The sequence below is a fragment of the Sphingobium sp. HDIP04 genome (assembly GCF_000445085.1).
GTDB classification, from domain to species: domain Bacteria; phylum Pseudomonadota; class Alphaproteobacteria; order Sphingomonadales; family Sphingomonadaceae; genus Sphingobium; species Sphingobium indicum.
Genome location: NZ_ATDO01000115.1, coordinates 36,037 through 59,739, shown reverse-complemented (window position 1 = coordinate 59,739; position 23,703 = coordinate 36,037). Strand labels below are relative to the sequence as shown.

The window sequence follows — 23,703 nt, the reverse complement described above, 5'->3', positions numbered from 1 at the left end:
CGAAACGGGGGCGCTGACTGATGGCGGCAAGGCTTGAGGACATAAAGAACGGCGCATCCGTGCGGGGCGTGGCCTCGGCGCAGGCTGTGCATGTCATTTCGGTCGACTGGATCGGCGATCAGGCGGTCAATGTCGTTTTCCGCGATCACAATGGCGCGGTCGCCGAGGCGGTTCTTTATCGGGACGACGAGCACCGTCTTGAGGTCGAGCAGAACGGGCGGCCGTGGTCGTTCGACGCCGATGGCGCCTTGCTGCGACTGGTGACAGAGGCCAACCGCATCAAGCTGGCGCACTATTTCGATCCTTATCTGGCGATTCACACCAGCCTGGTCGATCCGCTGCCGCACCAGATCTCCGCCGTTTATGGCGAAATGCTGCCGCGTCAGCCGTTGCGTTTTCTCCTCGCCGACGATCCCGGCGCCGGCAAGACGATCATGGCTGGGCTGCTGATGAAGGAGCTGATCGCCCGCAGCGATCTTGAGCGCTGTCTCGTCGTCGCGCCGGGCAGTCTGGTCGAGCAGTGGCAGGACGAACTCGGCCAGAAGTTCAATCTCGAATTTGACATTCTCTCTCGCGACATGATCGAGAACTCGCGGTCGGGCAATCCGTTCAGCGACCGGGATCGGCTGATCGTCCGTCTCGATGTGCTGGCGCGCAACGAGGAGCTTCAGGAGAAGCTCATGAGCGCGCGCGAATGGGACCTGATCATCTGCGACGAAGCCCATCGCATGTCGGCCACCTATTTCGGCGGCGAGGTCAAATATACGCGCCGCTATCAGGTCGGTCAGAAGCTCGGCCAGGTCTGCCGGCATCTGCTGCTCATGTCGGCGACGCCGCATAACGGCAAGGAAGAGGACTTCCAGCTTTTCATGGCGCTGCTCGACGGCGACCGGTTCGAAGGCCGGTTCCGCGACGGCGTCCACTATGCCGATACCGAAGACATGATGCGGCGACTGACCAAGGAGGAGCTGCTCAAGTTCGATGGCCGGCCGCTCTTCCCCGAGCGCCGGGCGCGCACGGTCAAGTATCAACTCTCGGAAGGGGAGGCCGCGCTCTACTCCGCCGTCACCGAATATGTGCGCACCGAGATGAACCGGGTGCAGCGCTTCGCCGAGGGCGACGGGAAGAAGCGCAACAATGTCGGCTTCGCCTTGCAGATTCTCCAGCGGCGTCTCGCATCGTCGCCGGCGGCCATCTACCAGTCGCTCAAGCGCCGGCGCGAACGGCTCGAGAACGAACTGGGCGAGGCGCGTCTTGCCGCCAAGGGGCGTCGGTCGGGCATGGGCGAACCGGCGGTCAACGCCGACATGCTGCGCAACATCGAGGAATATGGCCAGGAGGAGATCGACGAGCTTGAGGATCTGATCTCGACGGGCGCGACGACGGCGGAGACGGTCGAGCAACTCGCCCTGGAAGTCGAGACGCTAAAGGGTCTGGAAACCATGGCGCTCGGCGTTTTGCGCTCGGGCGTGGACACGAAGTGGAGCCAGCTCAATCGCATCCTCGATGACGATCTCATGATCGATGCGGCCGGCAACCGTCGTAAATTGATCATCTTCACCGAGCCCAAGGACACGCTCCATTACCTGCTTGACAAGGTTCGGGCGCGGCTTGGCAATCCCGAGGCCGTCGAAGTGATCCATGGCGGGGTGTCGCGTGAAGAGCGTCGCAAGGTCGTCGAGCGCTTCATGCAGGACAAGGACATGCTGGTCCTCATCGCCAACGACGCGGCGGGCGAAGGCGTGAACCTTCAGCGTGGCCATCTCATGGTCAACTACGACCTGCCGTGGAACCCGAACAAGATTGAACAGCGCTTTGGCCGTATCCACCGCATCGGCCAGGCCGAGGTGTGTCATCTGTGGAATCTCGTCGCCGCCGATACGCGCGAGGGTGAGGTCTATGCGCGGCTGCTGGAAAAGCTCGAGGCGGCGCGCGAGGCCTTGGGCGGCCGTGTCTATGACGTGCTCGGGGAATTGTTCGACGGCGTGGCGCTCAAGGATCTGCTGTTCGAGGCGATCCAGTATGGTGAGCAGGAAGACGTCAAGGCGCGCCTCTTCCAGCAAGTCGATGGCGCCGTCGATCAGGGACATCTGCTGGAACTGCTGCGTCGCCGGGCGCTGACCAACGACACCATGCCGGAGGCCAGGGTCGAGGAACTGCGCCTGGAAATGGAGCGGGCCGAGGCGCTGCGCCTGCAGCCGCACCATATCCAGAGCTTCTTTGTCGAGGCGTTCCAGCATCTGGGCGGCCGGATCAAGCGCCGAGAGGAAGGGCGTTGGGAAATCGCCCATGTGCCCGTGCGCATCCGCGAGCGGGATCGTCAGATCGGGACCGGCGCGCCGATCCAGACGCAATATGAGCGGATCTGTTTCGAGAAGGACAAGATCAACCAGCAGCCGGTCGCCGCCTTCGTCTGCCCCGGCCATCCGTTGCTCGAAGCGGTGATCAGCCTGATCCGCGAACAATATGAGCAGATCATGCGCCAGGGGGCGATTCTGGTGGACGACACCGACGCCGGTGACGCGCTGTCGGCGATCTTCTTGCTGGAGCACAGCGTCCAGGACGGACGTGTGACCAGCGCCGGCAAACCGCATGTGATTTCGCAGCGATTGCAGTTCGCCGCCATCGACAAGGCCGGCGCTACGGTCAACGCGGGCATCGCACCGCATTTGAATCTGCGGCCTGCCACGCCGGAGGAGGTCGCCAGTGTCCGCGATCTCCTGGACGAGAGCTGGTTGACTACGGATCTGGAAAAGGCCGCGATCCGGTTCGCGACGGTCGAGCTCGCCCAGGGTCATGTCGGCGAGGTCAAGGCGCGGCGTTTGCCCGAGATCGAAAAGGTCGAGCAGGAAGTTCGCGCGCGGCTCAAGAAGGAGATCAACTACTGGGACGCGCGCGCCTTCGAGCTGAAGGAGGAAGAGCGCGCCGGCAAGAAGACGCGGGTGAACTGGCAGAACGCCCAACGCCGGGCGGAAGATCTGGCGGAACGGCAGAAGCGCCGCATGGACCATCTTGAGCGCGAGCGGTTCATCTCATCGCAGCCGCCGCGCGTGCGGGGCGGCATGGTCGTCATTCCGCGCGGCCTGCTCGAAGCGCGTCAGGCGCCAGGCGTCCCGAACCACTTCGCCGAAGATCCCGCCGCGCGGCGACGGATCGAGCTTGCGGCGATGGAAGCCGTGATGGCGGCGGAGCGCGCGCTGGGCAATGTGCCGGCTGATGTCTCGGCCCAGAAGATCGGCTACGACATCGCCTCGCACGATCCGAAGTCGGGGCATCTGCGCTTCATCGAGGTCAAGGGCCGTATCGACGGCGCGGACAGCGTGATGGTCACGCGGCAGGAGGTCATCACCTCCCTGCATGAGCCGGAGAAGTTCATCCTGGCGATCGTCTCCGTCAACGCCGACGTTGCTCAGGCGCCTCGCTATGTGTGCGGCCCGCTCGTGGAGCGGGAACCGTCCTTCCTCGAAACCGCGATCCAGTTCGACCTGCGGCGCTTGCTGGAGCGCGCAGAGGCGCCGCTATGACGGCGACCTCCCAGATGGCGACGGCGCCCGCCGCGTGGCCCGACTATTTCCAGCCGATCCAGGACCGCGCCACCAAGCGATGGGATCAGCTTGAGGCTGATCCTGAACTTGCAGGGCCTTGGCACCAGCTTTTCAAGCAGGTCCAGAGCCCTCGCCATATCCTCTCTGAGTTGCTCCAGAACGCCGACGATGCCGGCGCCAGCGAAGCCTGTGTGTCGATCGAGAATGAACGCTTCGTGTTCGAGCACAATGGCGAGGACTTTATCGAGGCCCACTTCGCCTCGATCTGCCGCTTCGGCTATTCCAACAAGCGAGCCCTTCACACGATCGGGTTTCGAGGGATCGGGTTCAAGAGCACCTTCAGCCTGGGCGATCGTGTCGAGCTTGTCACGCCGACCCTGGCGGTCGCCTTCGAGCGCGCACGGTTCACCCAGCCGCATTGGATCGACGGCCGCAATCTGACGTCGGGCGTCACGCGCGTCGAAGTAGCGATTGCCGATGCGCGGTTGCGGCGGGAGGTCGAAAAGAACCTCGATGAATGGTTGAAGAGCCCGGTTTCGCTGCTCTTCTTCAAGACAATCCGCCGCTTGCGGATCGGTGACAGCGAGGTGCATTGGCAGAGCCTTGGACCCGGCCCCATCGCCGAGAGCGAATGGATGGCCCTGGATGAGAAGGCGGACGATCCCTTCCTGTTGGTGCGATCGGGCGAGGAAGCCTTTCCGGACGAGGCGCTCGACGAGATCCGTAATGAGCGGATGCTGGGCGCTGAAGACAGTGGTGATTTCCCGCCCTGCCGGGTCGAGATCGTGCTGGGCGCGAAGGGCAGACTCTATGTCGTTCTGCCGACCGGGGTTGAAACGGCGCTCCCCTTCGCCTGCAATGCGCCCTTCATTCAGGACCCGGCGCGCCTCAAGATCAAGGATCCGGAGACTTCGCCAACCAATCGTTGGCTGCTGAAACGGGCTGGCGAGCTCGCGGCCAGCGCCATGGTGGAGTGGCTGGAGCAGACGAGGACGAGCGCACAGGATCGGTCGGACGCCTATGGCCTGCTGCCCGACGTGGACCGTGAGGCGGCCACGCTTGAGGGGGCATGCGGCGCGATCGTCGAACTGGCGTTTGACGCCGCGATCGATGGCCGGCCGATGCTTCTGACCGAAGAGGGGCAGCTGGTCGGCGCCAAGGCCGCGATCACCGTTCCGCGGCCGATTTTCGACATCTGGCCGGCCGACCAGGCTATGGCGTTGCTCGACGCCAAGTCCCGGCCGGCGCTGTGCAGGCACGTATCGGCCAGGAACCGGACCACACTCGTTCATTGGGGTCTGGTCGAGGAGTTCTCGAAGTCGGATTTGCTTGAGCGTCTGCGCAGCAATCACCTGCCACGACCTGCTACCTGGTGGCACCTGCTGAACCTGTGGGCCTATATCGCGCCCGAGGTGACGGGCTGGCAGTGTCACGACGCCGACGCCCTGCGGATCGTGCCGGTGCAGGGCAAGGAGGTGCTGTATGCGGCGTCGGAAATCGTGCGGCTCGGTGAGAAGAAGCTGCTCCAGTCAGAGGAAGATTGGGAGTTTCTCGCTAGCCATCTGATCGTCCTCAACCAGAACTGGACCCGGTTTCTTGCCGAACAGCGCCGCGACAAGGCGGAGGGAGAAAGCCGCAACGACACTGTCGAGGCGGCCTTCGCGGTGCTGGAGGAGATCGGCCTAGACGGAACGAGCGACGTCAACGCTGTGATCGAGCGCGTCGCCGCCGACTATTTCGGCTCCGGGCAACCGAAGCTCGCCGAGTGTGTTCAACTCGCCCAAATCGCGGCCAAGCTCGGCGTCTCCATTGGCGACTCCTTCCGGTTTGCCTGCGCCGATCTGAAACTCCGGGCGATCGACAAGGGCGTGTTGTTCGACGAAAATGGCGCTTTGGAAGGTTTGCTGCCGGATTCGGTCCGGAAAGCGCAGCTTCTGCACGCAGACTATGTGGCCGGTTTCAAATCCTGCTCGCGGGAGGATTGGCTTCGCTGGATCGGATCCGGTCGCTCCGGCCTCCTGAGGTTCATACCGTTCGTCCAGAAGCGTCAAAGCATCTACGGGCGACAACAGCTCACGGCGGAAGCCCAGGCGCGTGGGGCACGCGGGACGCTTTACTATCCCTACGTCACCAACCAGTTCGTCATTGAGAGTTGGGATTTCTCTGCCGACTACTGGAGGCATTGGGAGGCGCTGTCGAAGGATGACGCGGGCATCTGGACCAAGATCGTCGGCAAGATTCTGGATCAGCGCGACACCTATTGGTCGCGGGCCGCGGGTGCTCGCCTGTCGCAGGTCGCGACCACGGGATCGACACGATCGGTGACGTCGGAGCCTTTGCTGGCGGATTGGCTGCTGAAGCTGAGGGCCAAACCCTGTCTTCCCGATACGCGGAACATGATGCAGCTCCCGGCGGACCTGGTGCGCAGGACGCCGGAGACGGAGGCGCTGATCGATGTCGAGCCCTTCGTGCATGGGCTGCTCGACCGGGAAACGACACGCCCGCTCCTCGACCTTCTCGGCGTCCGCAGTACGCCGAGCGGCCCCGGACGCCTGCTCGACCGACTGCGCGCGTTGGCAAAATCCGACAGGGCGCCGGTGCATGAGGTCGAGAAATGGTATCGTCGTCTGGACCAGATGCTTGACGGTTGTTCGACCACAGATGCGCAGAACATCAGGAGCGCCTTCAAGACCGAGAAGCTGATCCTCGCCCATGACGGCACATGGGCCACGTCCGGCGGCGTCTTCCTGACCGGCGACGAGGAAGATGTTCCCGGCGCCGCCGTTGTGCGCGTGTCCGTGCTCGACCTCAGTCTGTGGCATCGCATCGGCGTCGCCGACCGTCCGTCTGCGGATCTGGCGCTGAAATGGCTCGGAACGCTGGCCTCGGGAAAGGCGCTGTCCTCCGACGACGCCCGGCGAGTTCGGACCCTGCTGGTCCGATACCCGACCCGCATCTGGGAAGAGCGCGGACATTGGCTGAACCTCGTGGGCGAGTGGGCGCCGGTCGAGACGCTCGGCTATGGCCTGAGCATGCAGACCCTGTTCCGGTGGAGCCATCTGCACGAATGGGTCAAACGCAAGACCGCCGATTTTCAGCGACTGTCGGGAGAGACGGTGCACGCGCCGCCGTTCTCGGCCCTGCCGGCCTTGTCGGATCTCGTCGAAGAACGCTTCAACCAGCCGTCGCTGCTCGCCGGCATGGAGGATCGCCGCGCCTGGCTGACGGCGTTCGGCACCCAGCTTGGACGGATCGAGCTTGCCGATGCCGCCGAGACCGAGCGTGTGCGTGTGCTGGCGGAAGCGATTGCTGCGACGAGCTGGGTTCAGACCCCCAAGCTGGAAGTCATCCCCTACCTGGACGGTGTGCCCGCAGGCACAGCGCGGCTCACCGACATCCTGTGGCTCGACCGCAAGCTGTTCGTTAGCCCGCTGACGAAGGCCAAGCTCGCCAAGCGCGTGCCGGAAGAGATCGGCAGGCCTCTGAGCGCGGATATTCGCGCGGCGCTGGCCTATGCGTTCGAGCGCTCGCCCGAGGATATCAGGGAGTATCTCGAGGAGAATTTCACGCTCGGTCCCCAGCACATCGCCGCCGCTCCGATCGTCGAAGTCCAACTCCCTGCCGAACCTGGCGATGATGATGGCGTCGACCAGGTCGCGGAAGACGAACGCGGTGATGCCGAGCCCGCGGATGCGGATGATCTCCTCCTGGCGGACGAAGATGAGCCGGCGTCGCAGCCTGAGCCCGTCTCGCCAACCGTGGAACCGGATCGAGAGCTGATCGAGACGGAGATGGCGAGCAGGCCCCGCGTCGCGCCGAAGCCGCCACGCCCCAGTGTCATGGCGCGGTTTGCGTTGGCTGAAGGCTACAAGGCTGACGGCGAGGACCGTTTTTTCCATGCGGACGGGAGCTGGATCGGTCGCGCCAACGGGACACGTTTTCCGTGGGAGCGCCGCTCGGCATGCGGCGAGGTTCTGCGGCATTATTATCCCAAGGACCATTGTCTGGAGCACGAACCGCTCCAGCTCGAGGCCGATCTCTGGGGGCTGCTCGACCAGAAGCCGGACCTCTATTCCTTCATTCTTATCAACCCGGAGGGTGGTCCCGTCGAGATGACGGGCGCCCGCCTGCGCGCCCTGCGCGACGGCGGCGAACTGACCATCCATCCCGCAACCTACAGGCTGGTTTATGACCTCGACGACTAACACCAAGAAGAAATTGATTGAGGTTGCGATCCCGCTTGAAGCGATCAACGCCGCCTCCGCACGCGAAAAGTCCATCCGGCATGGGCATCCGTCCACGCTGCATATGTGGTGGGCGCGGCGGCCGCTGGCGGCGTGCCGCGCGGTGCTGTTCGCCCAGCTTGTCGATGATCCGTCGAGCGACCCCGGGAAATTCCCCACGCCCGAAGCGCAGGAGGCCGAACGCAAGCGCCTGTTCGGCATCATTGAGGAACTTGTGGTGTGGGAGAACTCGACCAAGGAGGAAGTGCTGGAACGCGCCCGCGCCGAGATCCGCAAGAGCTGCGGCGGCGAGCTGCCGCCGGTCTATGATCCGTTCTCGGGCGGCGGTTCGATCCCGCTGGAGGCGCAACGCCTCGGTCTGCCCGCTTATGGGTCCGACCTGAACCCGGTCGCGGTGATGATCGGCAAGGCGATGATCGAGATCCCGCCGAGGTTCAAGGACAAGCAGCCCATCCATCCGGGCGCGAAGGACCGGCAATTCTACCGCAACGCCGAGGGGCTCGCCGAGGACGTCAAATATTATGGCGAGTGGATGCGCGAGAAGGCGTGGGAGCGCATCGGGAATCTATATCCGCAGGTGGAGCTGTCCAAGGAATATGGTGGCGGCCAAGCGACAGTAGTTGCCTGGATCTGGGCGCGAACGGTGCCTAGTCCCGATCCTGCGTTTGCCAACGTCCAGGTGCCGATCGCTTCAAGCTTCCTGCTCAGCACCAAGACCGGCAAGGAGGCTTGGGTCGAGCCTATGGTCGATAAGCAGGCCAAGACCATTTCCTATCGGATTAGGCATGGCGGAACCAAAGCCGAGATCGCCGCGGCTAAGGAAGGGACCAAGGCGGGTCGTGGCGCGAATTTCCGATGCCTTATGTCGGATACCGCCATCACCCCTGACTATGTGAAGAGCAACGGACGCGCTGGTAAAATGGGCCAGACGCTGATCGCGATCGTCGCCGAAGGCCATCGCACCCGTGCTTATGTTGCACCTACGGATATGCACAGAACGCTGGCCTTGTCGGCAAAGCCTGCGTGGAAGCCCGAGGCCAGCCTGCCGAACGATCCTCGCAATTTCTGGACGGTAGACTACGGACTCACGACCTTCGGTGATCTATTCACTGATCGTCAGTTGGTGGCCCTGAATACCTTTAGCAGCCTAGTGCATGAGGTGCGTGCGCAGGTCGAGGTTGATGCGTCGGCTGCAAGCAAATCCTCCAACACGGCCCCGCTGCGTGATGGTGGTGATGGTGCAAAGGCATATGCGGAGGCGGTGAGTGTATATTTGGCTTTCGCGATCTCGAAATTAACAAACCTCGGCTCAACCGTGACAAGCTGGATGAGCGATCGAGGAGCCCTGCGCGAAACTTTTGCTCGCCAAGCGATTCCGATGGTCTGGGATTATGCTGAAGTCAACTTCTTCTCGAACTCAGGGGGGAATTGGTCGACGCCGGTCGATAAGATCAGCAGGGCAATTGCAGATTTCCCCGCGTCAGGAATTGGATCTGTTAAACAAGTTAATGCTGGGGAAGTGATTTATGAGGCTGGAACGGTAATTTCATCCGATCCGCCCTATTATGACAACATCGGATACGCAGACCTTTCAGATTTTTTCTTTTGCTGGCTCAAGCCTAGTCTAAAAGAAATCTACCCATCGATTTTCGGTGTTTTGGCGACGCCGAAAACTGAAGAATTGGTTGCGACCCCTTATCGGCACGGCGGTGCGGATGCTGCGGAGAAGTTTTTCCTTGAAGGAATGACGGCGGCAATTGGAAGAATGGCTGACGGAACGGCCGCAGATTTTCCCGCCACGATCTACTATGCTTTCAAGCAAAGTGAAGTTGAGCAGGAAGGAATCAGCTCAACGGGCTGGTCCACCTTTCTGCAAGCGGTTATTTCCGCTGGTTTTTCTGTGCTCGGCACATGGCCCATTCGTACCGAAAGCCCCGGGCGGCTGATCGCCAAGGGCACCAACGCCCTCGCCAATTCGGTCGTTCTCGTGTGCCGAAAGAAGGAAGCCACGGCCGAAATCATCTCACGTGCCGAATTCATCCGTGCTTTGAAACGCGAGCTGCCGCCGGCGATCGCCGAGCTTCAGGCTGCCAATATTGCGCCGGCAGACATGCCGCAGTCGGCCATCGGCCCCGGCATGGGTGTGTTCTCACGCTACAAGGCCGTGCTGGAATCCGACGACAGCCCGATGAGCGTGAAAACTGCACTTCAGCTCATCAACCGGGAACTGGATGAATATCTCGGCGGCATCCAGGGTGAGTTCGACGCGGACACGCGGTTCGCCATCACCTGGTTTGAGCAGAATGGCATGGGCAAGGGCGAATACGGTACGGCCAACAGCATCGCCACCGCGCGCGGTATCTCTGTCGATAGCGTCAAGCACGCCGGTATCGTCGAAAGCGCCGCCGGCAAGGTCCGTATTCTCTCTCGCGACGAACTCGCCGGGGATTGGGAGCCGGAAAGTGATGGCCACCTGACGGTGTGGGAATGCCTCCAGCACCTGGTCCGCCTGCACGAGAAGGACGGCATCTCCCACGACACCGCCGTCCTGATGAAGAAGATCAACACCCAGGCCGAGGCCGTGAAGGATCTCGCCTACTGCCTTTACGACATCAGCGCTAACAAGCGGAAGGATGCCAAGGAGGCCACGGCTTACAACGCCCTGATCGCCGACTGGACCGAGCTGACAAAGGCCGCGGCGGCCATTCACGACACAAGCGGCGATCGTCAGATCCGGTTGGATATTTAAGGGGGAACGGGACGTGGCAAAAAGTACGCGCCAATATGTGTTTGAGGGGATGGAGCTGCTGCCGTCGGCGCTGATCCCCTTCGTCGAAAAGAGGCTGGAGACCTCCCTCAAGGGGCACTGGCAGGTCCAGGTTCTGGAGAAGCTGCCGAACCTGCGCCCGAACAGCAACGGCGAGGTCGGCTGGGATCAGGCCGCGCTGTTCAACGCGATGGATCGGTTCTGGGCTGAGGCGTTCAAGACCGTTCTTGGCCGTGCGGAGCGCTCGCTGGTCAACGAACTGGGCGACGTGCGCAACAAGCTGTCGCACAATGAGACTTTCACCTATGACGACGCCGAGCGCGCGCTCGATTCCATGCGTCGGCTGATGGAGGCGATCAGCGCGGGGGAAACGGCCGAGCAGCTCGGCAAGATGCGCGACACCATCCTGCGCACCAAGTTCACCGAGCTGGCGCGCAATGAGGAACGCCGGAAGACCCAGCGCCTCGAAATTTCGGTCGAGACCGTGGCCGGCCTCTTGCCGTGGCGCGAGGTGGTCGAGCCGCACCAGGATGTCGCCACCGGTGAGTTCCAGCAGGCAGAGTTCGCGGCCGACCTCGCCAAGGTGCATTCGGGAAGCGCGCCGCCGGAATATCGCGATCCGCGCCAGTTCTTCAGCCGCACCTATCTGACGGAAGGGTTGAGCACGCTGCTGATCGGCGCGGCCAAGCGGCTGTCCGGCAGCGGGGGCGATCCGGTCGTCGAGCTGCAGACCAACTTCGGCGGCGGCAAGACCCACTCAATGCTGGCCCTCTATCACATGGCCGGGCCGACGCCGGTGCAGGACCTGTCGGGCCTCGATCAGTTGCTGGACAAGCTCGGCCTGACCGTGCCGAAGGCCGTCAATCGGGCGGTCCTGGTCGGCACGTCGCGAGGACCGCAGGACGTGCTCCACGCGGAAGGCGACCTGAAGATCCGCACGACCTGGGGCGAACTCGCCTGGCAGCTCGGCGGCGCAGACGCCTTCGCCATGGTGGCGGAAAATGACGCCAGCGGCATTGCGCCAGGCTCCAACCTTCTGGAGGCGCTCTTCAAGAAATATGCGCCGTGCCTGATCCTGATCGATGAATGGGTCGCCTATCTGCGCCAGATCTACAAGGTCGAGGGCCTGCCGTCCGGCTCGTTCGATGCGAACCTGTCGTTCGTTCAGTCGCTGACCGAGGCGGTTAAGGCCAGCCCCGGCACGCTGCTGGTCGCCTCCTTGCCGGCGTCTCAGATCGAGGTGGGCGGCGAAGGCGGCCAGGAGGCGCTCGCGCGCCTCAAGCAGACCTTCAGCCGCGTGGAATCCTCGTGGCGGCCGGCGAGCCAGGAAGAGAGCTATGAGATCGTCCGGCGGCGGCTGTTCAAGGAAATCCCCGGCGACAAGTTCCATCATCGCGACAACACGCTGAAGCAGTTCGCCAAGCTGTACCGGGAAAACGCCAACGATTTCCCGCAAGGCTGCGCGGATGAGGATTATCGGCGCAAGCTGGAGAAGGCCTATCCGATCCATCCCGAGCTGTTCGACCAGCTCTATACGAGCTGGGGTTCGCTTGAGAAGTTCCAGCGCACGCGCGGCGTCCTGCGCCTGATGGCGCAGGCGATCCACGAACTTTGGATGAACGCAGACCCGTCGGTGATGATCATGCCGGGCAGCGTTGCGGTGAGTTCGCCGCGCGTGGAGCCGGAACTGCTCCATTATCTCGACGTGACCTGGCAGTCGATTATCGCCGGCGACGTCGATGGCACGGCCTCCACCCCGTACAAGGTCGATCAATCGGCGCCCAACCTTAACCGCTATTCGGCGACGCGCCGCGTCGCCCGCGCGATCTTCATGGGTACGGCGCCGACGCATCAGCAGCAGAACACCGGACTCGACGACAAACAGATCAATCTCGGTGTCGTGCAGCCGGGCGAGCGTCCGGCGATCTTCGGCGATGCGCTGCGCCGGCTGACCAATCAGGCCAAGTTCATGCATGCCGATCTGGGCCGCTATTGGTACTCGATGTCGGCGAGCCTTAACCGTATCGCAGCGGACAAGGCGGCGCAGATCGAGGCGGCACTGGTCGATGTGATGATCGACAGCGAACTCGGAAAATACGTGAACGGGCTTGCCGATCGCGGGCATTTCGACGCGGTTCAGGTCGCGCCGGCCTCGTCAGCCGAAGTCCCCGATGAGGCGGGCGGCGTGCGTGTCGTTGTGCTGGGGGTCCAGCATCCGCATAACGGGCGCGACGGTTCGGACGCGCTGGTCGAGGCGAAGGACATCCTCACTCAGCGCGGCAGCACGCCGCGCGTCTATCGCAACATGCTGGTGTTCATCGCTGCGGAGGCCCGCCAGCTCGATCATCTGAAAGACGCCGTGCGCGCGTCCCTGGCGTGGGGCGAGATCGTGCGCGACACCGAGCGGCTGAACCTCACCCAGAGCGACAGTGCGCTGGCCAAGGCGAAGCTGACCGAGGCGAACGAGACGATGAAGACGCGCCTGAAAGAGGCGTGGTGCTATCTGCACTATCCCGCCCAGGAAAGCGCGCAGGCGGATTGGGAATGGGTGTCGGGCAAGATTCCGGCGCAGGACGGGCTGCTGGCCCGGGCGAGCAAGAAGCTGGTGGCCGAGGAGGGCCTGCTGACGGAATTGGGGCCGTCGCGCCTCGACCGTGACCTGCAGAAATACATCTGGAACGACAAGCCGCATTTGTCGCTCAAGGACCTGCGGGAATATCTCAACCGCTACATCTATCTGCCGCGTCTCAAGGGCCAGGACGTACTGGTCAAGACGGTGCATGCGGCGGTGAGTGGCATGCTGCCCGGTCCGTTCGCCTATGCCGAGCGATGGGAGGAGGGGGCCGGCACCTATCTGGGGCTGGCGATCGAGCGGGCGGCCAGCGCCGCGGTCGTGATCGACAGCGACAGCGTCATCGTGACACCGGAGGTGGCCGAAGCCCACCGCCCGGCGCCGGTGCAGCCTGGATCGGGCGACACAGCCTCGGGGCCGGGTGGTGGCACGCCGGCGCCCGATGGGCCGCCAATGGACGACGCGCCGACCACGCCTGCGCCGGAAAAGAAGCCGACGCGGTTTTCCGGCACCGTGATGATCTCGCCGGATCGTCCGGCCCGGGACATCCACCAGATTGTAGAGGCGATCGTCGAACAGCTCACCACGCTTCCGGGCAGTCAGGTGAAACTCAGGCTCGAGATCGAGGCGGAAGTGCCTGAAGGACTCGAGCGCTCCAAGGTGCGAACCTTGGTCGAGAACGCCAATACGCTCGGCTTCATCGAAAAGTCGCTGGAATAGCCGATGGCGCAACTTGGGGTAGCCTTACACGTCGGCACAATCGCATGTGCCGACAAATCCTACTTTCTCCCGGCCGGTCCCGCCATCGACCGGGCCAAGCTTAATAACCGCCGACATGCTGGATTGTCGTTTTGCGCGGACCAGACCATGCTGAACGGCAGCACCTCACCGGCAAGCTTCCGATAGGCGACCCCCGGAAACTGCGCGACGGTCGTCGCTTCACTCGTCAGAGTGAGGCCCCGACCGAGAGCGACCAGAGATAGGATATTGTCGCGGCCGACCTGCTGAGACTGAATATCGAGGTGGCGGCCGAGACCAGCAAGGTGAGCGACCAAATAGTCGTGGATCTCTTGTCCCGGCGCGACATCGCTCACGATGAACCGCTCGGAAGCCAAATCGGCCCATCCAAGTTCGGGCTTGCCCGCCAACGGATGTTCATCAGGCAGCACCACGTAAACCTTTTCGCACCACATATGCTCCGTCTCGCATCCGTCCCATGCTGTCGTTCCCGTGATGAATGCGACGTCCAGATAAAGCTTGCGGACAGCGGCGACATGCTCGGGCGAATTTCCATCAATAATGTCGACCTGCACCTTCGGATGGCGTGACCCATAATCTCGAAGCAAATCGAACAGAAAACCGGATGCGAGGGACGAGAATATCCCGACCTTGATCAGCCCTTGCTCCGCCCGGCCAACCGCTGCCACCTTTGTCACCCCGATATCGATCTGGCGAAGAGCATGGCGAGCGTTGCGCAGGAATTCCCGCCCGGCAACGGTCAACCGCACCCCGCCAGCATGTCGCATAAAAAGCGACGCCCCGAGTTCATCTTCGAGATCACGGATTCGTCGGCTGATGGAGGATTCCTGCACCGAAAGCGCGGCAGCAGCCTTGCGAAAACTCCCATGATCGACGGCGGCAACAAAATATCGCAACTGGTTCAGCCGGACCGCAGATGCACCGGGTTTCCCCTCAACGGCCTTCGTGAGGCTATCATCAGGCGAGGTCTGATTGTTCCCGGTCACAGCCATGGTGCATCATCCGAAACAGCGTTCGGTTTCTGACGGGCACCCCGCCATCATCAACGCGAAAATCGATCTGTGTGCGTTCATCGGCTCTCCGCACATCTTCAAACTAAACGACGTTCAGTTATCGAATGCTGCTTCTTGACTTCCGGCCCGTCAACGAAAAAAGTAAATGTCGTTTAGTTTTCACGACAAGTTGCAACAGGCATCCGAATGGCCCGTCCCCGGAAAGAGCAAGAACTTGATATTGCTCGTCGCGCGATCGACGAAACGATCCGGCTGCTGTCAGAACGTGGCGACCTCGACGTACCGCTGACTGCGGTCGCGCACGCCATCGGTTGCACAGCGCCAGCGCTTTACGGCCATTTCCGCAACAAGAGCGCCTTGCTGCGCGCCGTTCGGGACGAAGGTTTCAACCAGCTCTACAGGGAAAAGCTGGCCGTCTTCCAGCAGATGCGTGGCAATCCATTCGGCTATTTGCGTGACGGCAGCTATGCCTATGTCCGCTTTGCGTTGGAAAACCCCACGCTGTACCGGCTGATGTTCACACCGCCGCCACGGCTCGGAGTCAGCGATGATCCATGGTCGGGCGAAGCTGGAAGACAGATACTAAATCTATTGCTGACGGGACTTCGCTGCTCTCAGAACCAAGGCTTTTTGCCCGGCATGGATCTGAGCCGTTACAGCTTCATGTTCTGGTCAACGGTACACGGCGCGGTGAGCCTCACCCTTCAGAACCGGGAAATGGATCAGACCACCAAATGGGATGCGACACGAAAGGCCGTCGATACGTTGATGGAAATCATCGCCGCGACGCGCCATGACTCGCTCGGCACCTCATGAGCGAGACCTTCGGGCGCTGGCAAAGCCCCGATCTGTCGCAATGAACCGCTCCAGCATCGGCACAATCAGCCTGACAGGATCGGCAGCGGGCTGGCCGGTTTCGCGAGCCAGCACTTCGGCATAGGCGACAAGATCGCGGTGCAGCGGCCCCGGCAGTTCCACCGTCACCTTCACGGGCTTGTCTTCGATGAGGGGGCCGAGTTTCAGCTTCGTCATGGTCAGCTCCTGTAAGGTTCGAGTACGAGATCGCGGGTAACGATGACCCTGACCGGGTAGCCCGGCCGGATCGTCAGGGTCGGCGCGACCTGCAACTGGCGCTGGACGATCTGTTGCCCGGCCTGATTGATGGTATCCTGCGCTCCGTCGCGGATGGCGCGGATCAGACGATCCTCGTCGTCGGTCGCCAGTTCCGTGCCGATGCCAAGCAACGTGGACAGCCCCGCCGCCTTCATCAGATCCCACCAGTGGTAGTCAACGCCATCTTCCAGCCCGGCATAACCGGAAGCGTCCGCACCGGGCTGGCGCTCCAGCACGATGGAGCGGCCGTTGGGCAGAATCAGGCGGTTCCAGACCAGCAGCACGCGGCGCTGACCGAACTGCACACCGGCGTCATACTGACCGATGATGCGCGTTCCCTGCGGGATCAGGAGCAGGCTGCCGGTCGGACTGTCATAGACATTTTCCGTCACCTGCGCGGTGATCTGGCCGGGAAGGTCCGAGCGGATGCCGGTAATCATCGCCGCCGGGATTACGGCCCCTGCCTGAAGGATGTAGGGCGAGGCTGGCGCCATGATCCGATCCATGGCAACGGTCTGCCGTTCCACCGGCCCATTCAGAAATGCCGTGTGACGGTCCTGTGTTGCGGGCTGGCTACCAAGGTCAAGGCCAGCAAGGCCCGGCATATTGGAGCCAGGCGTCGTCGCCACTCTTGGCCCGGACTGGAAGAACACTGTACTGAGACGCGCAGCTTCTTCTTCGGCAAGCCGGCGCTCTTCGGCAGGATCGCGGGCAGGCGTCGCCATGGCGGGCGGCGTGACCGGCTGACCCCGGTTCTGGGCATCCAGGATCGGGCCACCGAGATCGCCCGGCAATGCCGGCCCCAGGACCGGCCCGGTATAATCCTTCGGCAGACCCGCCAGTCCATCTGCCGTGGCGCGATTCTCGGTCGAATAGAGTTCTTCACCGTTTCCGCTCATGTCGCGCGTCTGGAGCGCATAGATCAGCGCCCCGCCGATGCCGAGGAGCGCAACAGCCCCGGCACCGGCCAGCATCTTGCGCGACAAGCGCGTGACGCGCGGCGGCTCGGCACGCAGACGCATCGGCGTTGGGTTGGTGGTAGCCTCTTCACTCATGACGATTGCTCCCCGGTTTTGGCGGGCTGGGCAGCTTGCCTTTGCTCGATGCGAACGATCCTGACCGTCTGCTGCTGCTTGCCGCTACCAAGACGCAGCTCAGCCGCTCCGAACAGCCGATCGACGATCAAGATGTTCTGGTGAACACGGGAATTGACGATCTGGGTCTCGCCCTCGGAACCGATGACGAAGATCGGCGGCATCTCTCCCTGCACGATGCCGCGCGGAAAAACGACATAGACACGGCGACCATCGTCGAAGACGGAAATCGGTCGCCATGGCGGCGTATCTCCGGTCAGGCCGTAACGATAGTTGCGTGCCGCCTCGACCGGGATGATGGGTGCTGCGGGAACGGTCTGGCGCTGACCGGCAGGCAGCGCAGGATATGACCAGGACACGGACGGCATATAGAGCGCCTCGCGGGCGCGCAACTCGATCATGTAGGTGCGCCGATCGGTCGTCACCACGAGATTGGTTGAGATGTCGGATCGGGATGGTTTGACGAGAATATGGACCCGGCGCGACGTACCGCTCCCGCTCTCGGTATCGCCAATGATCCAGCGAGCGGTGTCTCCCGCCGCAATCGGTCCCGCGCCGGTCAGGCTTTCGCCCGGCTCCAGCGCGATATTGGTGATCTGCCCAGGTGCAGCATAGACCTGATAGAGCGCGCCTTCCGACCAGGGATAGATCTGGATGGCGTTATAGTAACCCTCGCGGCGCGGCTCGACGCGGGCGGCGGCATTGGCGTTCTCGACGCGGCCTGCCGGTGTTCCGGCAGCAGTTCCGCCGCGTGCGACCGTCCAGGCCGGCGGCGTGTGAAGCGGCCGAGGCCGGTCATCGGTGACAGCGGTCGGCACGACGGGCAACGCTGGCACATCGGCATCATAGCTGAACTGCGGCGCTTTGTTGGTGGCGCAGCCTGCCAGCATGGTGGCCGAAAGCAACAAAGCCGCGAAGGCGGGTTTACGGAAAACCGACAAGGCGGAATTGCGGGAAAACGCGATGGTCATTGGCTCATCTCCCGCGACCATGAAATTGCATTGACGTAGATGCCGAGCGGATTGGCGCGCAGACGCTCGGCATCGCGCGGAGTCTGGATCACGATGGTCAGGATCGCGGTCCAGCGCTCGGTCGTGGAAAGCTGCCCGTTCTCGTAGTGGCGCTCGGTCCAGGCGACTCGGAAGCTGTCGTTCGAGGCGCGGATGACGCTGGAAACCTCGACTGCGATCTGCTGGCGGCCGACACGGGTGAACGGATCATTGGCGCGGGCATAGTCGTTGAGCGCGGCCGCTCCCCTATCCGTGGTGAACTCATAGGCGCGCAGCCAGTTCTGGCGCACGATGATGGCATCCGCCGGGATCGAGCGCGTCTGCTCGATGAAACGGCCAAGATGGAAGGCGATCTGCGGATCGGTCGGACGGTAATCGGCGGTGGCTGCGGCGACGGTCTGGGCTTGGCCGAGATTATCAACCTGCACCACCCAGGGCACGACGGTCCCTCGCGCCGATTGCAGAACGAGCGCGGCAGCGAAGCCCGCCGAGAGGATCAGCGAGCCGAAGGCCATATAGCGCCAGTTCTTGGCCTGCACGCGAGCCGAGCCGATGCGCTCGTCCCAGACTTGTGCGGCTTTCTGGTAAGGCGTCTCGGGTTCGGGCGATTTGCCGTAATGGGTCGCTGGACGTCTGAAGATGTTCATGAGCGGTCACTTTCGGAGATGTTGACGGAAGAGCCGCCGCCGTGGCTGTCACCGGAGCGGACGGCATGGGCGGCCATGGTCGTGCCGTGATTGAGCGCCTGGCGGCGGTGCATCTGCTGCGCCCATGCAGGCGGGCCGCCCGCGGAGGCGGGTCCGGCAGCGTCGGCCACGCTCGCACCGCCAATGGTTCCCTGCGAGGACGATCCACCGGTGACGCCGAGCCCGGCGCGCGCGCCATCGGAGAAGCTGGATTTGACGCTTTCCGCTGCTTTCGAGGCCGTCCGTTTCAGAGGCGATGCGGCGGCGGAGCCTGCCGCGCGGGCAACACCGGCAGCGCCTGACTGGCCGAGCGATCCGACACTATAGGCGGCGCTCGCCGCACCTGCGGCAGCAGCACCGCCACGGACAGCCGCAGCTCCACCCGACAGCGCCGCTGCCCCTCCCTTCGCGGCCATGCCTGCGGCAGCGCCGCCGGCAAGCATCATGCCGCCAGCTGCAAGGCCGGTTCCAACTGCTGCACCTGCGCCAAGCTGCGGGCCGCCAGAAACCAGACCGGAAGCGATGCCAGGACCGAAGATGCCGAGGCCGAGAAGGGAAAGTGCGGCGAGCACGATTGCCATGGCGTCGTCGATGGTCGGCGTCACGCCGCCGAAACCGGCCGTAAACTGCGAGAACAATGTCGAGCCGATGCCGATGATGACGGCGAGCACCAGCACCTTGATGCCGGAGGAGACGACATTGCCAAGAACGCGCTCGGCCATGAAGGCGGTCTTGCCGAAGAGGCCGAAGGGAATGAGGACAAAGCCCGCCAGCGTAGTCAGCTTGAACTCGATCAGCGTGACGAAGAGCTGCACGGCGAGAATGAAGAAGGCCAGCAGTACCAGCGCCCAGGCGAACATCAGGCAGGCGATCTGGATGAAGTTCTCGAAGAACGACCAATAGCCCATCATGTCCGAGATGGATTCGAGCAGCGGGCGACCGGCATCGAGGCCAGTCTGCGCCACCTTGCCGGGCCGCAGCAGATCGGCGGCGGAAAAGCTGGTGCCCGAACCTTTCAGGCCAAGACCTGCGAAGCTGTCGAAGATGATCTGGGCGAGATTGTTCCAGTTGCCGATCAGGTATGCGAAGACACCGACGAAGAGCGTCTTCTTGACGAGGCGTGCGATGATGTCGTCATCGGCGCCCCAAGACCAGAAGAGTGCGGCCAGCGTCACGTCGATGACGATCAGGGTGGTGGCGATGAAGGCGACCTCGCCGCCAAGCAGGCCGAAGCCGCTGTCGATATAACTGGTAAAAACGCCCAGGAAATTGTCGATGACGCCGGTGCCGCCCATGGTTCACTGACCCCCGTTCTGATGCGGGGCGGCGGGCACCGGCGTCCGACCGAGAAACCGGTCGCGGTTCTCGGCCCAGGTGGCGAGGCAGCCGGGATCGTTCACGGCGGCCTCGCCTAACTGCTGGCAGTGGCGCAGGCTCTGGCGCAGTGGATCGGCAGGCGCCTGAAGCGCCGGGGCCGTACGGGGCTGCGCTGGTTCGTCCTCGCGTGTCATTTCGATCACCGTCGCGGTGATGGCGATGGCCACAAATATGATCGCGCCAAGCCGGGCCAGCGTCTTGCCGTCCATGTCGCGCCCCTCCTGTCCGGTCAGTTGCTGCCGTTGCCGAACATCCGGGCATTGCCGGGCTGATAGCCCGATCCCGGTGTCAGGAAACGCTCGCGTTGGATGCGGCCCTGTTCGGCGGCGGTGGCGCGCTCGGCTTCGATCAGAGCTTCGGAGCGACCATTGGCGGACATCAGCGCGATCAGGTCGGAAAGCTGCTGCGACTGGAGCGCGAGAAGCTGATTGCCCGCTTGTGTCGCCTGCAACGCGCCGGTCGCGTTCTGGCTCTGCCCGACAAGAGCGGACATTTCAGCGCGATTGGTGTCGATATTGCCGACGACACCGGCCTGCACGCGCATGGCGTCCTGCAAGCCGCCGACCGTATTCTGCCAACGGGACCGTGCATCGGCGACGAGCTGGGCGTCGGTCGCGGATAGCGAAACCTTGCCGTATTTCTGTTGGAACATCTGATCGACGTTCTGCACGTCGAAGGCAATGTTCTGCGCCTGGGCCAGAAGCTGCTGCGTGCGCTGGACATTCTGCTGCAAAGTCTGGAGCGAGGAATATGGCAGACTGGCAAGATTCTTCGCCTGATTGATGAGCATCTGCGCTTCATTCTGAAGCGAGGTGATCTGGTGGTTGATCTGCTCCAGCGTGCGGGCGGCGGTCAGAAGGTTCTGCGCATAGTTGGTCGGATCATAGACGATGCGGCCGAAGCCAAAAGCGTGAGCGGGGCTCGTCAGCATGGGCGACAGTGCAACAGGCATGGCGAGCGTCAGCGCCAGCACGGATGCACTGACATATCGGGAAACGGGGATACGGATCATGGCAGGGTCTCCTTTTCTTGGCTGTCATCTGGATGGATTTGATCTGGCGAGACCGGCCGAGCAGGCTCTGCCCGTTCGACAAGATTGGTGAGGTTCGGGATCAGATCGACGGCCCATTCGACGCCGCGATCGCGCAGCCAGGCGGCGAGAAAACCGTCCTGCCCATGCTCGGCGACGAGTTCGGCGATACGGGTCTGATCGGATTTGGATGATGCGGCGCAGAGCGCGAGGCCGACCTCGCTGAGGCCAAGCTCGAACAGGCGATTGCCGCGCCGCGATTGGCAGTAGTAGTCCCGCTTGGGCGTGGCCCGCGCCAGGATTTCGATTTGCCGGTCATTGAGGCCGAAGCGGCGGTAGATTGCCGTGATCTGCGGCTCGATGGCGCGTTCGTTCGGCAGCAGCAGCCGCGTCGGGCAACTTTCTATGATTGCAGGCGCGATATTGCTGCCATCGATGTCGGAAAGTGACTGCGTGGCGAAAATGACGGAAGCGTTCTTCTTCCTGAGCGTTTTCAGCCATTCGCGGAGCTGATTGGCGAAACCTTCGTCATCCAGCGCCAGCCAGCCTTCGTCGATGATCAGCAGCGTTGGCCGCCCGTCGAGGCGGTCACCAATGCGGTGAAACAGATAGGACAGGACGGCAGGCGCCGCCCCTGTGCCGACCAGCCCCTCGATCTCGAAGGCCTGTACATCGGCTGATCCGAGATGTTCGGCCTCAGCGTCGAGCAACCGGCCATAGGCGCCGCCAATGCAGTAAGGGCGCAATGCCTGTTTCAGATCGTTGGATTGCAGCAGAACGGCAAGGCCGGTGATGGTCCGTTCCCCCACCGGGGCGGAGGCCAGCGATGTCAGCGCCGTCCAGATGTGTTCCTTCACCTCCGGCGTAATGGTCACGCCCTCGCGCATCAGGATCGCGGCGATCCAGTCGGCGGCCCAGGACCGCTCATAGGCATCATCGATCCGCGCCAGCGGCTGCAGGGAAACGGACGCCTCGTCCCCTTCGGTCAGCCCACCGCCCAGATCGTGCCAGTCGCCGCCCATGGCGAGCGCAGATACCCTGATCGAGCCGCCGAAATCGAAAGCGAAGATCTGGCTGCGATCATAGCGGCGAAATTGCAGCGCCATCAGCGCCAGCAGCACGGACTTGCCCGCGCCGGTCGGGCCGACGACAAGCGTATGGCCGACATCGCCGACATGAAGGGAAAGCCGGAACGGTGTCGAACCCTCGGTCTTGCCGTAAAGCAAGGGGGGCGCTCCGAGATGTTCGTTCCGTTCCGGCCCCGCCCACACGGCCGATAGCGGGATCATGTGGGCAAGGTTGAGCGTCGAGACCGGCGGCTGCCGGACATTGGCATAGGCATGTCCGGGGATCGAGCCGAGCCAGGCATCGACGGCATTGACCGTTTCGGGCATGGCCGTGAAATCGCGGCCCTGAATGATCTTTTCGACCAGCCGCAGCTTCTCGTCGGCGATGCGCGGATCGGCATCCCATACGGTGACGGTCGCCGTGACATAGGCCATGCCTGCCATGTCGGCCCCAAGTTCCTGCAAGGCCATGTCGGCATCGAGCGCCTTGTTCGACGCATCGGTGTCCACGAGCGCAGATTGCTCGTTGGTCATCACCTCTTTCAGGATCGCGGCGATGCTCTTGCGCTTGGCGAACCATTGCCGCCTGATCCTGGTCAGCAATTTCGTTGCGTCGGTCTTGTCCATCAGGATCGCGCGGGTGGACCAGCGGTAGGGAAAAGCCAGCCGGTTCATCTCGTCGAGCAGGCCGGGCGTCGTCGCAGTCGGAAAGCCTGTGATCGTCAGGATGCGCAGATGCGACAAGCCCAGGCGTGGCTCCAGCCCGCCGGTCAGCGGCTGATCGGCCAGCAGCGCGTCAAGGTGCATCGGCACCTCCGGCACGCGCACGCGGTGGCGGTTCGTGGATATCGTGGAATGGAGATAGGTCAGCGTGCCGGCATCATCGATCCAGTGGCATTCGGGCATGAAGCCGTCGAGCAGCGCCAGCACGCGGTCGGTGCGGTCGATGAAGCCGCGCATCAGCTCCCATGGATTGACGCCGGATTGCTCACGGCCCTCATAGAGCCAGGTCTCGGCGCGAGCCGCATCTTCGGCGGGTGGCAGCCAGAGGAAGGTCAGGAAATAGCCTGACACGAAATGCGTGCCCGCTTCCTCGAAGGCAGCTTTGCGCTCGGCATCGACCAGAGCGGAAGCCGGATCAGGAAATTGGCTGCCGGGATAGGTCGCGGCTTCGCTTCGTTGTGCCTCAACAAAGATCGACCAGCCGGAGCCGAGGCGGCGCACGGCGTTGTTGATGCGCCCGGCGACCGCGACCAGCTCGGCGGCGACAGCGGAATCCAGATCCGGCCCGCGAAACTTCGCAGTCCTCTGGAAGCTGCCGTCCTTGTTCAGCACGACGCCCGAGCCGACCAACGCGGCCCAGGGCAGGAAATCCGCGAGGCGGGTGGCGGTACGGCGATATTCGGTGAGGTTCATCATGGCCGCG

General features: G+C 63.1%; 14 protein-coding genes. 5 read left to right on the top strand and 9 right to left on the bottom strand.

Annotation, left to right across the window (positions count from 1 at the left end):
* Positions 1 to 20 precede the first annotated feature (20 nt).
* From L286_RS41390 to L286_RS41375, 4 genes are read left to right on the top strand one after another with little or no spacing between them, the layout of a single operon-like run.
* Positions 21 to 3,524: a protein NO VEIN domain-containing protein gene (locus tag L286_RS41390; protein WP_020818581.1), complete on the top strand. Its 3,504-nt coding sequence runs from the start codon at positions 21 to 23 to the stop codon at positions 3,522 to 3,524.
* On the top strand, positions 3,521 to 7,750 hold the full coding sequence (locus L286_RS41385) for a sacsin N-terminal ATP-binding-like domain-containing protein (protein WP_020818580.1): 4,230 nt from the start codon (positions 3,521 to 3,523) through the stop codon (positions 7,748 to 7,750). The genes L286_RS41390 and L286_RS41385 overlap by 4 nt, the downstream gene beginning before the upstream one ends.
* Positions 7,734 to 10,538: a DUF1156 domain-containing protein gene (locus L286_RS41380; protein ID WP_021223869.1), complete on the top strand. Its 2,805-nt coding sequence runs from the start codon at positions 7,734 to 7,736 to the stop codon at positions 10,536 to 10,538. The genes L286_RS41385 and L286_RS41380 overlap by 17 nt, the downstream gene beginning before the upstream one ends.
* A gap of 13 nt (positions 10,539 to 10,551) precedes the next feature.
* The gene (locus L286_RS41375) at positions 10,552 to 13,848 is read left to right on the top strand and encodes a DUF499 domain-containing protein (RefSeq protein WP_025161153.1); all 3,297 of its coding nucleotides are present in this window, start codon (positions 10,552 to 10,554) and stop codon (positions 13,846 to 13,848) included.
* Between the two features lie 59 nt (positions 13,849 to 13,907).
* Here the strand turns inward: L286_RS41375 and L286_RS41370 are convergent, their stop codons facing one another.
* Positions 13,908 to 14,879: a LysR family transcriptional regulator gene (locus tag L286_RS41370; RefSeq protein WP_020818577.1), complete on the bottom strand. Its 972-nt coding sequence runs from the start codon at positions 14,877 to 14,879 to the stop codon at positions 13,908 to 13,910.
* Positions 14,880 to 15,086: 207 nt separating this feature from the next.
* Between L286_RS41370 and L286_RS41365 the strand changes: the two genes are divergently transcribed.
* Positions 15,087 to 15,716 (top strand): TetR/AcrR family transcriptional regulator, encoded by a 630-nt coding sequence (locus L286_RS41365; RefSeq protein WP_020818576.1) that lies wholly within the window; start codon positions 15,087 to 15,089, stop codon positions 15,714 to 15,716.
* Here L286_RS41365 and L286_RS41360 read toward each other — a convergent pair.
* Genes L286_RS41360 through trbE form a run of 8 tightly spaced genes read right to left on the bottom strand, consistent with a single transcriptional unit; the run spans position 15,711 to position 23,696 of the window.
* Entirely contained in the window at positions 15,711 to 15,932 is a 222-nt protein-coding gene (locus tag L286_RS41360) for a DUF2274 domain-containing protein (RefSeq protein ID WP_020818575.1), read from the bottom strand. The two genes, L286_RS41365 and L286_RS41360, sit on opposite strands and share 6 nt — an antisense overlap.
* 2 nt (positions 15,933 to 15,934) lie before the next feature.
* Complete coding sequence (locus tag L286_RS41355; RefSeq protein WP_020818574.1) at positions 15,935 to 17,035, bottom strand: TrbI/VirB10 family protein; 1,101 nt, start codon at positions 17,033 to 17,035, stop codon at positions 15,935 to 15,937.
* A gap of 29 nt (positions 17,036 to 17,064) precedes the next feature.
* Complete coding sequence (gene trbG / locus L286_RS41350; protein ID WP_020818573.1) at positions 17,065 to 18,078, bottom strand: P-type conjugative transfer protein TrbG; 1,014 nt, start codon at positions 18,076 to 18,078, stop codon at positions 17,065 to 17,067.
* Positions 18,075 to 18,758 carry a conjugal transfer protein TrbF gene (gene trbF, locus L286_RS41345; protein ID WP_443215030.1) on the bottom strand — a complete coding sequence of 228 codons (684 nt, stop codon included), beginning with the start codon at positions 18,756 to 18,758 and terminating at the stop codon, positions 18,075 to 18,077. The genes trbG and trbF overlap by 4 nt, the downstream gene beginning before the upstream one ends.
* Before the next feature lie 2 nt (positions 18,759 to 18,760).
* Positions 18,761 to 20,098 (bottom strand): P-type conjugative transfer protein TrbL, encoded by a 1,338-nt coding sequence (trbL, locus tag L286_RS41340; protein WP_020818571.1) that lies wholly within the window; start codon positions 20,096 to 20,098, stop codon positions 18,761 to 18,763.
* 3 nt (positions 20,099 to 20,101) lie between these two features.
* Positions 20,102 to 20,389, bottom strand: a complete 288-nt coding sequence (trbK-alt, locus tag L286_RS41335; protein ID WP_020818570.1) for a putative entry exclusion protein TrbK-alt — start codon at positions 20,387 to 20,389, stop codon at positions 20,102 to 20,104.
* 20 nt (positions 20,390 to 20,409) lie between these two features.
* Positions 20,410 to 21,192, bottom strand: coding sequence for a P-type conjugative transfer protein TrbJ (gene trbJ, locus L286_RS41330; protein ID WP_020818569.1), 783 nt, complete (start codon positions 21,190 to 21,192; stop codon positions 20,410 to 20,412).
* On the bottom strand, positions 21,189 to 23,696 hold the full coding sequence (trbE, locus tag L286_RS41325) for a conjugal transfer protein TrbE (RefSeq protein ID WP_020818568.1): 2,508 nt from the start codon (positions 23,694 to 23,696) through the stop codon (positions 21,189 to 21,191). Before trbE ends, trbJ begins: the two co-directional genes overlap by 4 nt.
* Between the last annotated feature and the right edge of the window lie 7 nt (positions 23,697 to 23,703).

Bases quoted from the DNA above. Each gene is read 5' to 3' on its own strand.
- L286_RS41390 (WP_020818581.1), top strand. From the start codon at position 21: ATGGCGGCAAGGCTTGAGGACATAAAGAACGGCGCATCCGTGCGGGGC.
- L286_RS41385 (WP_020818580.1), top strand. From the start codon at position 3,521: ATGACGGCGACCTCCCAGATGGCGACGGCGCCCGCCGCGTGGCCCGAC.
- L286_RS41380 (WP_021223869.1), top strand. From the start codon at position 7,734: ATGACCTCGACGACTAACACCAAGAAGAAATTGATTGAGGTTGCGATC.
- L286_RS41370 (WP_020818577.1), bottom strand. From the start codon at position 14,879: ATGGCTGTGACCGGGAACAATCAGACCTCGCCTGATGATAGCCTCACG.
- L286_RS41365 (WP_020818576.1), top strand. From the start codon at position 15,087: ATGGCCCGTCCCCGGAAAGAGCAAGAACTTGATATTGCTCGTCGCGCG.
- L286_RS41360 (WP_020818575.1), bottom strand. From the start codon at position 15,932: ATGACGAAGCTGAAACTCGGCCCCCTCATCGAAGACAAGCCCGTGAAG.
- L286_RS41355 (WP_020818574.1), bottom strand. From the start codon at position 17,035: ATGCGTCTGCGTGCCGAGCCGCCGCGCGTCACGCGCTTGTCGCGCAAG.
- trbG (WP_020818573.1), bottom strand. From the start codon at position 18,078: ATGACCATCGCGTTTTCCCGCAATTCCGCCTTGTCGGTTTTCCGTAAA.
- trbL (WP_020818571.1), bottom strand. From the start codon at position 20,098: ATGGGCGGCACCGGCGTCATCGACAATTTCCTGGGCGTTTTTACCAGT.
- trbK-alt (WP_020818570.1), bottom strand. From the start codon at position 20,389: ATGGACGGCAAGACGCTGGCCCGGCTTGGCGCGATCATATTTGTGGCC.
- trbJ (WP_020818569.1), bottom strand. From the start codon at position 21,192: ATGATCCGTATCCCCGTTTCCCGATATGTCAGTGCATCCGTGCTGGCG.
- trbE (WP_020818568.1), bottom strand. From the start codon at position 23,696: ATGATGAACCTCACCGAATATCGCCGTACCGCCACCCGCCTCGCGGAT.